The sequence below is a fragment of the Mycobacterium sp. genome, from assembly GCF_032161845.1.
Classification (GTDB): Bacteria; Actinomycetota; Actinomycetes; order Mycobacteriales; family Mycobacteriaceae; genus Mycobacterium.
The window spans coordinates 15505-27510 of record NZ_JAVRQA010000113.1 but is presented as its reverse complement, the minus strand read 5'-3'; the positions used below and the strand labels follow the sequence as shown (position 1 = coordinate 27510).

Annotated in this window: 10 protein-coding genes and 2 riboswitches; of the genes, 8 read left to right on the top strand and 2 right to left on the bottom strand. The window is 66.5% G+C overall.

The genetic code is table 11. The features are described 5' to 3' along the window. The first annotated feature begins 16 nt into the window (after positions 1-16). From QOD90_RS06875 to gcvP, 8 genes are all read left to right on the top strand, one after another. Positions 17-349 carry a small basic family protein gene (locus QOD90_RS06875; RefSeq protein WP_526347971.1) on the top strand — a complete coding sequence of 111 codons (333 nt, stop codon included), beginning with the start codon at positions 17-19 and terminating at the stop codon, positions 347-349. 2 nt (positions 350-351) lie between these two features. Beyond that, entirely contained in the window at positions 352-1179 is an 828-nt protein-coding gene (locus tag QOD90_RS06870) for a DUF881 domain-containing protein (RefSeq protein ID WP_526347969.1), read from the top strand. A gap of 39 nt (positions 1180-1218) precedes the next feature. Further along, positions 1219-1614: a glycine cleavage system protein GcvH gene (gcvH, locus tag QOD90_RS06865; RefSeq protein WP_526347967.1), complete on the top strand. Its 396-nt coding sequence runs from the start codon at positions 1219-1221 to the stop codon at positions 1612-1614. Positions 1615-1761: 147 nt separating this feature from the next. Continuing rightward, entirely contained in the window at positions 1762-2238 is a 477-nt protein-coding gene (garA, locus tag QOD90_RS06860; protein ID WP_526347965.1) for a glycogen accumulation regulator GarA, read from the top strand. Further along, positions 2238-2975, top strand: a complete 738-nt coding sequence (gene ftsR / locus QOD90_RS06855) for a transcriptional regulator FtsR (RefSeq protein WP_526347963.1) — start codon at positions 2238-2240, stop codon at positions 2973-2975. The genes garA and ftsR overlap by 1 nt, the downstream gene beginning before the upstream one ends. A gap of 47 nt (positions 2976-3022) precedes the next feature. Beyond that, on the top strand, positions 3023-3517 hold the full coding sequence (locus QOD90_RS06850) for a bifunctional nuclease family protein (protein ID WP_163738681.1): 495 nt from the start codon (positions 3023-3025) through the stop codon (positions 3515-3517). A 216-nt stretch (positions 3518-3733) separates the two neighbouring features. Continuing rightward, positions 3734-4357, top strand: coding sequence for a MerR family transcriptional regulator (locus QOD90_RS06845; RefSeq protein WP_526347961.1), 624 nt, complete (start codon positions 3734-3736; stop codon positions 4355-4357). Between the two features lie 29 nt (positions 4358-4386). Further along, a riboswitch (glycine riboswitch) is annotated at positions 4387-4484 on the top strand. Next, positions 4485-4605: riboswitch (glycine riboswitch) on the top strand. Between the two features lie 80 nt (positions 4606-4685). Next, entirely contained in the window at positions 4686-7517 is a 2832-nt protein-coding gene (gene gcvP / locus QOD90_RS06840; RefSeq protein WP_526348012.1) for an aminomethyl-transferring glycine dehydrogenase, read from the top strand. A 20-nt stretch (positions 7518-7537) separates the two neighbouring features. Here gcvP and QOD90_RS06835 read toward each other — a convergent pair whose 3' ends face one another. Both QOD90_RS06835 and QOD90_RS06830 read right to left on the bottom strand, forming a co-directional pair. After that, positions 7538-9649 (bottom strand): substrate-binding domain-containing protein, encoded by a 2112-nt coding sequence (locus QOD90_RS06835; RefSeq protein WP_526347959.1) that lies wholly within the window; start codon positions 9647-9649, stop codon positions 7538-7540. 55 nt (positions 9650-9704) lie between these two features. Then, the gene (locus tag QOD90_RS06830) at positions 9705-11972 is read right to left on the bottom strand and encodes a malate synthase G (protein ID WP_526347957.1); all 2268 of its coding nucleotides are present in this window, start codon (positions 11970-11972) and stop codon (positions 9705-9707) included. Positions 11973-12006 lie beyond the last annotated feature (34 nt).

Genomic DNA, 12006 nt, shown 5'->3' with positions numbered 1-12006 from the left:
GAGTGATCGGAGACAGATGGTCGGGATAGCTGCTCTCGTCGTTGGCATCATCCTCGGTCTGGTGTTTCATCCCAGCGTGCCTGAGGTGATTCAGCCGTACCTGCCGATCGCGGTCGTCGCCGCGCTGGATGCGGTCTTCGGGGGGCTGCGCGCCTACCTCGAGCGCATCTTCGACGCCAAGGTGTTCGTGGTGTCCTTCGTCTTCAACGTGCTCGTCGCCACGTTGATCGTCTTCGTCGGCGATCAGCTCGGCGTTGGCACCCAGCTGTCGACCGCGATCATCGTCGTCCTCGGCATCAGGATCTTCGGCAACGCCGCCGCGCTGCGGCGCAGATTGTTCGGCGCCTGAGCATGAGCGACTCCCACCCGCCACCCGACGCAGAACCCACCTCCGAGCACGGCAGACACGAGCTGGCCGACGACGCGCCACATCCTCCGACGCGCCGCGGTCGCACCCAGCTCGCCTTCGGGGCGCTCGCGGTCGTGCTGTGCATTCTGCTCGGGGTGGCAATCGTCACGCAGGCGCGGCAAACCGAATCCGGCGACTCGCTGGATACGGCCCGACCGGCCGACCTGCTGGTGCTGCTGGACTCCCTGCAACAACGCGAAGCCGCACTCAACACCGAGGTCGTCGATCTTCAGCGAACGCTCGACGCCTTGCAGTCCTCGGGGAGCAACGACCAAGCCGCCATCGAGAACGCGCAGGCCCGGCTGGCTGCCCTGTCGATCCTGATCGGGACCGTGGCCGCGACGGGGCCGGGAGTGACGATCACCATTGACGACGTTGCCCCAGGAGTGTCGCCCGAGACCATGCTCGACGTCGTCAACGAGCTGCGCGCCGCGGGAGCCGAGGCCATGCAGCTCGGTAGCGCCGGAGGGCAGGAGCGAAGCGACCCGGGAAATAGCACCGGAGCGCAGCCGGTGCGGGTGGGCGTCGACACGTGGGTCGTGGGTTCACCCGGCGCGCTCGTCATCGACGGCACCACGTTGTCCCCGCCCTATTCCGTTCTCGCCATTGGCGATCCAGCAACACTGGCCTCCGCGATGAACATCCCGGGTGGAGCCGTCGACAGCGTCGAGCGAGTCGGCGGCACAATGTCGGTGCAGCAGGCCGACGTGGTGAACGTAACCGCCTTGCGGCAACCGAAACCCCGCCAATACGCTCAGCCAGTCAAATGAGCATGACATCGGCAGTCAGCCGGAGAACCAAGGAGCCCTGTGAGCGAGATTCCGTCCGACCTCTACTACACCGAGGACCACGAATGGGTCCGTCGGACCGGTGACGACACCGTCCGCGTCGGCATCACCGACTTCGCCCAGGCCGCCCTCGGCGACGTCGTGTTCGTCGAGCTGCCCGACGTTGACGCCGACGTCACGGCAGGCAGCGAGTTCGGCACCGTCGAGTCGACCAAGTCGAACTCGGATCTCTTCGCGCCGATCACGGCGAAAGTCGTTGGCGTCAACGGCGAACTGGCCGACTCCCCGGAGTTGGTCAACTCCGACCCGTACGGCGCGGGATGGCTCATCGACCTGCAGATCGACGCCGCCTCGCTGTCCGAGGCACTGGACGGCCTGCTCGACGCCGACACCTACGGCGCAACCCTCGACGAATGAGAATTCCGGCGGTGGTGGACACGTCGGCCACCGCCGCGCGGTACGGTCGTCACGAGACGCATGACGGCCGGCGTCCCTCTTGAATGTCTCGAGCGGGAGCCGGTACGCCTGCCCACCATCGCCACAGCAGCCAGTAAGGAGCACCGGGTGACGGATAACGACACTAGTTCGGGAGCTGATCAGTCCGAAGACGTGACGGTCGAGACCACATCGGTCTTCCGATCGGATTTCCTCAACGAATTGGACGCACCGCCAGCCACCGGCAGTGACAACGCCGTGTCGGGAGTCGAGGGGCTTCCCGCTGGCTCGGCACTCCTCGTGGTCAAGCGCGGACCGAATGCCGGGTCGCGGTTCCTACTCGACCAAGCCAGGACATCGGCAGGTCGGCACCCCGACAGCGACATCTTCCTCGATGACGTCACCGTGAGCCGTCGACATGCGGAGTTCCGTCTCGAGACCGGGGAATTCCAGGTCGTCGACGTCGGCAGCCTCAACGGCACCTACGTCAACCGCGAACCGGTGGATTCGGCGGTGCTGGCCAACGGCGACGAGGTCCAGATCGGCAAGTTCCGACTGGTCTTCCTCACGGGACCCAAGGGCGACGACGGCGGTTCGGGTAGCTAATGACCGCCCCCGACACCCCAGCGCTCGCCGGGATGTCGATCGGAGCGGTCCTGGACTCGCTGCGACCCGACTTTCCGGACGTGACCATCTCCAAGATCCGCTTCCTGGAAGCTGAAGGACTGGTCACGCCCCAGCGCTCGGGCTCGGGCTACCGTCGGTTCACCGCCTACGACTGTGCGCGGTTGCGGTTCATCCTGACCGCGCAGCGCGATCACTACCTCCCGTTGAAGGTCATCAAGGCCCAACTGGACTCACAACCCGACGGAGCGCTTCCGGAGACCGGATCCGCTTACGGCGTACCGCGATTGGTTCAGGTGTCGAATGACGGCGACGGCAACGTCGGCGTTCGCGACACCGCCGCGGTGGCGCCTGCCCAGGTCAGGTTGAGCCGCGAGGATCTGCTGGCCCGCTCGGGGGTCGACGAAGAACTGCTCGGGGCCCTCATCAAGGCAGGCGTGATCAAGTCTGGTCCCGCAGGCTTCTTCGACGAGCACTCGGTCGTGACCGCACAGTGCGCCAAGGCGTTGGCCGACTACGGCGTCGAACCCCGCCATCTGCGGGCGTTCCGGTCGGCGGCGGATCGGCAGTCCGATTTGATCGCTCAGATCGCGGGCCCCGTGGTGAAGGCCGGCGCCCGCGACCGCGCCGACGACCTGGCACGCGAGGTCGCCGCGCTGGCCATAACGTTGCACACGTCGCTGATCAAGTCCGCCGTGCGCGACGTTCTGGATCGCTGAGGATTAGACTCTCCCACGACGGCTTGCGGCGCGAAGGGCAGACACAGATGGGCGAGGTTCGTGTGATCGGCATTCGCGTGGAGCAGCCTCAGAACCAGCCGGTTCTGTTGCTGCGAGAGTCCAACGGTGACCGGTATCTTCCGATCTGGATCGGACAGACCGAAGCGCAGGCGATTGCGCTCGAGCAGCAGGGTGTCGAGCCCGCGCGCCCGCTCACCCATGATCTGATCCGGGATCTGATTACCGCCCTTGGGCATTCACTCAAGGAAGTCCGGATCGTGGATCTGCAGGAAGGCACGTTCTATGCCGACCTCATCTTCGACCGCGACATCAAGGTGTCGGCCCGCCCTTCGGATTCCGTGGCGATCGCCATGCGGGTCGGGGTTCCGATCTACGTCGAAGAGGCCGTGCTGGCCGAGGCGGGCCTGCTGATTCCCGACGAGTCCGACGAAGAGACCACCGGCGCGGTGCGCGAGGACGAAGTCGAGAAGTTCAAGGAGTTCTTGGATTCGGTTTCCCCCGACGACTTCAAGGCCACCTGACGCCCGATAGTCACGGATGCGTCTCACGCTCTCGACACGCGGAGCAGGTTTCGCCGATCCAAGTCGCAGACAGCCATACTTTGATCACTGCGAGAGGCAGTGGGTGCCGAGCAGAAAGCGTATGCTCGACATACTCGAGAGCTCGGAGCAAACGTGTTGAGCCGCCGCTGATGGCTGCCAGGCACGGATCCAGTTCGATCGGCGAGAGGATGGGCAGTGGGCGACACGCCACGTCAGGAGCAGTTGGACCTCACCTCCAGCAGCACACCGGAGCCGGTGGTCTCGGCAGCCCCTAGCGAACCCGTGCAGGCGGGCTTGTTTCCCGACAACTCGGTGCCGGACGAATTGGTCGGCTACCGCGGGCCCAGCGCCTGCCAGATCGCGGGCATCACGTACCGCCAGCTGGACTACTGGGCCAGGACGTCGCTGGTGGTCCCGTCGATCCGCGGCGCGGCGGGCTCAGGCAGCCAGCGGCTGTACTCGTTCAAGGACATCTTGGTCCTCAAGATCGTCAAAAGACTTCTGGACACTGGCATCTCGCTGCACAACATCCGCGTCGCCGTCGATCACCTGCGCCAGCGCGGTGTCAAGGACCTCGCCAACATCACGCTGTTCTCCGACGGCACCACCGTCTACGAGTGCACGTCGGCCGAAGAGGTCGTCGACCTGCTCCAGGGGGGTCAAGGCGTCTTCGGCATCGCAGTATCGGGCGCCATGCGCGAGCTGACCGGTGCCATCGCGGACTTCCCCGGCGAGCGGGCCGACGGCGGGGAGTCCATCCCCAGCCCGGAGGACGAACTCGCCTCGCGGCGCAAGAGTCGCGACCGCAAGATCGGCTAACTCAACCTCCGGTAGACTCAGCAACGCATCGCCCCCGCGCGGGAGAGTTCCATGGCCGCCAGCCACGGACGCCGAAGGAGCAACACCTCTCCGTCAACCTCTCAGGCCCCAGGACCGCGCGGAGCCACGATGCCTCTGGAAAGTGGCGAGTTCGATCGTCTTGGTCGAATGAAGCCCGCCCATGGGGAAAGGCCCGACCGGCCGAATCTCTCAGGCGCCCGCAACGGGTCGACGACAGAGGGGGAGGACCGCTAGCGGTTCCACGCTCTGACGTGTGAGGGGTTCTCTCTTGTCCGGTGCTCATGTCCACCCCAACAACGAACACCACTTGCCCCGGTTCGCCGATCGACACATCGGCCCCGACGCCGATGCCGTGGCGACCATGCTCAAGGTCATCGGTGTGGACACCCTCGGCGAGCTCGCCGAAAAGGCGCTTCCCGCGGGCATTCTCGACGCGTTGACGGCTGACGGGTTGGCTCCCGGCCTCGACCAGCTCCCGCCACCCGCCTCCGAGGAGCAGTCCCTCGCCGAATTGCGTGCGATGGCCGACGCCAACACCGTCGCCGTCTCGATGATCGGCCAGGGCTACTTCGACACGCTGACCCCGCCGGTGCTCAAGCGCAACATCCTCGAGAACCCGGCCTGGTACACGGCCTATACGCCCTACCAGCCGGAGATCAGCCAGGGCAGGCTCGAGGCACTCCTGAACTTCCAGACGATGGTCGAAGAACTCACCGGCCTCGAGGTGGCCAACGCCTCGATGCTCGACGAGGGCACCGCCGCTGCCGAGGCCATGACGCTCATGCATCGCGCAGTCAAGGGGTCGGCGAACACCCTCGTCGTCGACACCGACGTCTACCCCCAGACGGCCGCGGTGCTAGCCACTCGCGCCGCCCCGCTGGGCATTGAGATCGTCACGGCCGACCTGCGCAACGGGCTGCCCGATGGCGAGTTCTTCGGCGTCATCGTCCAACTGCCAGGGGCCTCAGGGGTCGTGGTCGACTGGACAGATCTGATCACCAAGGCGCACGACCGCGGCGCCCTGGTCGCCGTCGGCGCCGACCTGCTGGCGATGACCCTGATCACCCCACCGGGAGAGATTGGCGCGGACGTCGCCTTCGGAACCACCCAACGTTTCGGCGTGCCAATGGGATTCGGCGGCCCACACGCCGGTTACCTCGCGGTGCACGCCAAGCATGCCCGCCAGCTGCCGGGTCGCCTCGTCGGCGTGTCCGTGGACTCCGACGGCTCGTTGGCCTACCGGCTCGCTCTGCAGACCCGCGAACAGCACATCCGCCGCGACAAGGCCACCAGCAACATCTGCACCGCGCAGGTGCTGTTGGCGGTGATGGCGGCCATGTACGCCAGTTACCACGGGGCCGACGGACTGACCGCGATCGCTCACAAGGTGCACGGCAACGCGCTCGCCGTCGCCACCGCCCTTACCGAGGCCGGCGTCGAGGTGGTCCACGACGCGTTCTTCGACACGGTGCTGGCCCGCGTGCCCGGCCGGGCGAAGGAGATCCGCGCGGCGGCCAAGGCCCGCGGCATCAACGTGTGGCTGGTCGACGGCGACCACGTCTCGGTGTCCTGCGACGAGGCCACCACCGCGACCCACGTCGAGGACGTTCTCTCTGCCTTCGGTGCCACCCGGGGTGGCCACCACTGGGCGGGTCCGGAGATCGCCACGCGCACGTCGAAGTTCCTCACCCACCCGGCCTTCACGCGGTACCGCACCGAGACCGAGATGATGCGCTACCTCCGATCCCTCGCCGACAAGGACATCGCGCTGGATCGCAGCATGATCCCGCTGGGGTCGTGCACCATGAAACTCAACGCGGCCGCCGAGATGGAGCCGATCACCTGGCCCGAGTTCTCCCGGCAACATCCGTTCGGACCCGCCTCGGACACCCCGGGACTGCGCAAGCTGATCGCCGATCTCGAAGGCTGGCTGACTCAGCTGACCGGCTATGACTCGGTCTCACTGCAACCCAATGCCGGTTCGCAGGGCGAGTACGCGGGGCTGCTCTCGATCCAGGCCTATCACCTGAGCCGTGGTGACTCGCAACGCAACATCTGTCTGATCCCGTCGAGCGCGCACGGCACCAACGCGGCGTCGGCAGCACTGGCCGGCATGCGCGTCGTCGTGGTGAAGTGCCGCGACAATGGCGACGTCGATCTCGACGACCTGCGGGCCAAGGTCACCGAGCACGCGGAGAACATTGCCGCTTTGATGATCACCTACCCGTCGACTCACGGCGTGTACGAGCACGACGTCGAAGAGATCTGCGCCGCCGTGCACGACGCAGGCGGTCAGGTGTACGTCGACGGTGCGAACCTCAACGCCCTCGTCGGTCTGGCCAGGCCGGGCCGCTTCGGTGGCGACGTCAGCCACCTCAACCTGCACAAGACGTTCTGCATCCCGCACGGTGGCGGCGGCCCCGGCGTCGGACCGGTCGCAGTGCGCAGCCACCTCGCCCCGTACCTGCCGGGACACCCGCTGGCCGACGAACTCACCGACACCTACACCGTGTCGGCCGCTCCGTACGGGTCCGCGTCGATCCTTCCGATCACGTGGGCCTACATCCGCATGATGGGGGCTCCCGGCCTGCGGGCGGCGACGCTCACCGCGATCGCGTCGGCCAACTACGTCGCTCGCCGCCTCGACGAGTACTACCCGGTGCTCTATACCGGGGAGAACGGCATGGTGGCCCACGAGTGCATTCTCGACCTGCGCCCCATCACCAAGTCGACCGGCGTTACCGTGGACGATGTGGCAAAGCGGTTGGCGGACTACGGTTTCCACGCGCCGACGATGAGCTTCCCCGTCGCAGGCACACTGATGGTCGAGCCCACCGAGAGCGAGAGCCTCGCCGAGGTGGACGCCTTCTGCGAGGCCATGATCGCGATCCGCGCCGAAATCGACCAGGTCGGCTCGGGGGCGTGGCCCGTGGACGACAACCCACTGCGGGGCGCGCCGCATACGGCCGAGTGCCTACTCGTCGAGGACTGGAACCATCCGTACACCAGGGAGCAGGCGGCCTACCCCCTTGGCAAGGGCTTCCGGCCCAAGGTGTGGCCGCCGGTGCGTCGCATCGACAGTGCCTACGGTGACCGCAATCTGGTCTGCTCCTGCCCGCCGGTGGAGGCCTTCGCCTGACGTAGGCCGCTCCCGGCGGGTCAGCCCAGCGCGGTCGTCAACGCCGCGGTGAGATCCGGCCCCGCCGAACTGTTCAGGTTCTGGTACTGGCCACCGGTCGCCTGCGCCACCGCTTCCCAGGTGCCGCGGTCGGGGTCACTGCCGAAGTCGACGACGTTGATTGCCACGGGCCGCGCCTGATTGAAGTTCTGCCGGATGAAGTCCTGCAGACCGGCGCCGTCGAGCGACTGGTCGGTGTGCGGTCCCGCGGTGATGACCAAGACCGAATTGGGCTGACCCTCACGAAACTTCGAGACAGCATCCGGATACAGCAACCGCAGTGTCGTGAAGGACACCGCACCACCGTTGCTTGGCGCCTGACCGTTCAGGTTGGCGGTCAGCGCCACCGAGCGTGGTTGACCGCCGACCTGCTCGTCGAGTGGCCCCATCGCCACCTCGGAACGTCCCGCAACGCCGTCGAACGTCCACAACCCGACGGCCGAACTCGGTGGCAGGGCCTGCAATCGCGCGTTCAGTGCAGCAGTCACGTTGGCGAGCCGGGACTTGCCTCCCTCGTCCGCGGTCATCGACTGATCGAGCAGGACGGTGACGGCGGGATCCTGGGCCGGTGCGCTCACGAGGTTGGCCAAGGTGGACCGCATGCCTTCGTCACCGATCGACAGCGGTGCCGTCAGCGATCCGAAGTCGGTGACGTCGCTCTGCGGCATGCTGGTGCCCTCGGCACGGAAACCAGCTGCGGCGAGGCTCGCGAGAGCGTCCGGCTTGCGCAGAAAGCGGGCGAACTCGCTTGCGGCGCTTACCTGTTCCTGACTCAGCCAGTTACCCGCGAGCAGCACGGTCGGATAGTCGGCAAGTGCGGTTGGACCCGGCGGCAGCCAAGAGGCCAGCTGGCCCTTGGCATCCGGCTGAGAGCCCCGCTCAAAGATCTGCTGCTCGGTCGCGACCACCGCGTGCACGTCCGCACTGACGGGATTGGCTGCCTTGACCAACGCGTCCATCGCGGTTGACGACTTGTCGTCGGCAAGCTTGGGTTGCCCGGCCATCAAGGTGGCGATGGCGTTGGCGCCTGACGTCGGCGGCTGCCCCTGCGGTGCTGACGCGGAGGCGACCGCCTCGGCGGCCAGATACGTGGCGTCGCTGTCACCCGTCAGCGGGAGCGCCAACCGCAGCGATCCCCAACCGGGCAAATTCAAGCCGTCCAACGAGCTGGAATTGCTCTGTAGCCCGGGCAGGGTGCCCCAATTCTGTTGGGCCAGCGCATTCTTCAGCTGTGGGCGAACCGCGAGCAGTACCGGCGAGGTCACCAGCGACCGGCTGTCGCTAACGGTCTTCTCGCCGGTCGACGCCTCGAGGCGGGCCTCGGAGATCGAGCTGCCGGGAATCCACAGCGCGGGCCGCTCGCCCAGGTCGCCGGGCCACTGCCCGACGAACCCATTGACCACCTGATCCGAATCGGCGGCCTTCACCCCGACCTTGACGCATTTGTCCCCGACGGGGTCCGCGGACTGGTTGTACTTGTCGGCCAGCGGAGTGATCTGATCCACGATCGACGGATCGACGACCACCGCCACGGCAACCTCACCGGAGACACATCGGGCGGCGCCGGCCTGCGAGCGATGCGACAACGCATCGCCGAAGAAGCGCCAGGCGATGACCGCTCCGACCAGCACCACGACGGTGACGAGGGCCGCGATCACGCCGACGCTGACGCCACGCCTCTTCGGCTGGATCGCGCGATGGCTACCCGTCCACTCACTGTTGTCCCAATCGCGACGGTTGGGTGGCGGTGTCGCGGCGAATGCGTGGGTGGCGGGTTCGGGCTCCTCGAGATACGAGTACTCGTCGCCCGCGCTTGGCTCGCGGTAGTCGACTTCCTCGCCTGGTGTGCCGACGTGCGGAACGAATTCCGGTTCGTCGTAGCCGTCGTCGTCGTAACCGTCGTCGTAACCGTCGTCGTAACCGGTCTCGTAGTCGTCGGTCTCGTAGGCGTCGTCGACGGTGCCATGCTGATCGTCGTAATACCGGCCGCCGCCGAAGTATTGCGGCGGGTCCCCGTTCGGATGCGGGGGACCGGGCTGGCCGCCGCCCGCCTCCGGTGCGTCCTCCGGGTCGGGAACGCTATGCCTGCCCATTCCTAACCCCTGTACTCGTTGAGTCGAATCTTCACCCGGCCCCGCCGAAGTCTAGTCACTGGTTGGCGTGACGAGCTTTGAACTCCCGGCGGCGCCGATGCAGGATCGGCTCGGTGTAGCCATTGGGTTGTTCGGCACCGGACAGGATCAACTCCTGCGCGGCCTCGAACGCGATGCTGGCCTCCGGATCCGGAGCCATCGGCAGATAGTCGGCGTCCTTCGAGTTCTGCTCGTCGACCACGGCGGCCATCCGTCGCAGGCTGGCCTTGACGTCCTCCTCGGTGATCACGCCGTGGCGCAGCCAGTTGGCCAGCAGTTGGCTCGAGATGCGAAGGGTGGCGCGGTCCTCCATCAGCGCGACGTCATGGATGTCGGGCACCTTGGAGCAGCCGACGCCCGCGTCGACCCATCGCACCACGTAACCGAGGATCGACTGACAGTTGTTGTCGACCTCCTCGCGGATCTCCTCAGGAGCCCACGCCAGTTCCTTGGACAACGGGATGGTCAGCAGTTCGTCCAGCGTCGTCCGCTTCTGGCCCGCCAGCTCCTTCTGCACCTCGAACACGTCGACCTGGTGGTAGTGCATCGCGTGCAGCGTGGCACCGGTCGGCGAGGGCACCCACGCGGTGGTGGCGCCTGCCTTCGGTTGGCCGATCTTCTGCTCGACCATGTCGGCCATCAGCTCGGTCATGGCCCACATGCCCTTGCCGATCTGAGCCTTGCCGGACAGGCCGGCCGCAAGGCCGGTGTCGACGTTGGCGTCCTCGTAGGCCTTGATCCAGGGCTGGCTCTTCATCGCGCCCTTGCGGATCATCGGCCCGGCCTCCATCGAGGTGTGGATCTCGTCGCCGGTGCGGTCCAGGAAGCCGGTGTTGATGAACACCACGCGGTCGGCGGCGGCCTTGATACAGGCCTTCAGGTTCAGCGTGGTCCGCCGTTCCTCGTCCATGATGCCGACCTTCATGGTGGCCTGGGGCAGTCCGAGCACGTCCTCGACGCGGCTGAACAGCTCGCAGGTGAACGCCACTTCGTCGGGGCCGTGCATCTTCGGCTTGACGATGTAGATCGAACCGGTGCGGCTGTTGAGCAACGGGCCGTTGGCTCCATCGTTGTCGTCGGAGCCCTTCAATCCGTGCATTGCGATCAGGCCGGTGAACAGCGCGTCCTGAATACCCTCTGGCACCTCGTTGCCATCGGCGTCGACGATCGCGTCGTTGGTCATCAGGTGCCCCACGTTGCGGACGAACAGGAGGCTGCGACCGGGAAGGGTCAGCTCAGTCTCGCCGTCTGGGCCCGGATTTGGGCGAGTGAAGACCCGGTCCTCGCTGAGCACGCGCGTGAACGACTTGCCGCCCTTGCTGACTTCCTCGGTGAGGTCACCGCGGTTGAGGCCCAGCCAGTTTCGGTAGCCGAGCACCTTGTCGTCGGCGTCGACGGCCGCGACGGAGTCCTCGAAGTCCATGATCGTGGTGATCGCAGACTCCAGCACGACGTCCTTGACGCCCGCCTTGTCGGTCGAGCCGACGGGGGACTCGGGGTCGATGAGGATCTCGATGTGCAGGCCGTGGTGCACCAGCAGCACCGACCACTGGGGCGAACCGAGTTCGCCGGTGTAGCCGGCGAACTCTTCGGGGTTGGCAAGTCCGACCGACGAGCGCTCGCGCGAGGAGTCAGCAGCTTCCGACAGGCCGTCACCGAGGGTCACCAGCAGTTGACCGTCGTCGATCGCGAACCCGGTGGCGTCGGCGTAGGAGCCGGACGCCAGCGGCACCGCCTGGTCGAGGAAGGCACGGGCGTAGGCGATGACCTTGTCCCCGCGCACCCTGTTGTAGCCGCCGCTTCCCTTCTCGGCGCCATCGGTCTCGGGGATCACGTCAGTGCCGTACAGCGCGTCGTACAGCGAACCCCACCGCGCATTGGAGGCGTTCAGGGCGAAGCGGGCATTCAGGATCGGTACCACCAGCTGCGGACCCGCGGTACTGGTGATCTCGGTGTCGACGCCGGACGTGGTGATGGAGAAGTCCGCAGGCTCGGGCTGGAGGTAGCCGATCTCGGTGAGGAACGTCTGGTATTCCGCTGCGTCGAACGGTCCGATGACGCGCTGGCGGTGCCACTTGTCGATCTGCGCCTGCAGCTCGTCGCGGCGCGCAAGCAGATCCTGGTTCTTCGGGCCCAGGTCGGTGACGACCTTGTCGACGCCAGCCCAGAAGCTGTCTGCGTCCAGACCGGTGCCCGGCAACGCCTCATTGGTGATGAAGTCGTGCAGCACACGTGCCACTCGCAGGTTTCCGACGGTCACGCGATCGGTCGTGGGCTCTGTCATGAGGTTCCTTTCAAAGCGTCGAACCAGCTTACCC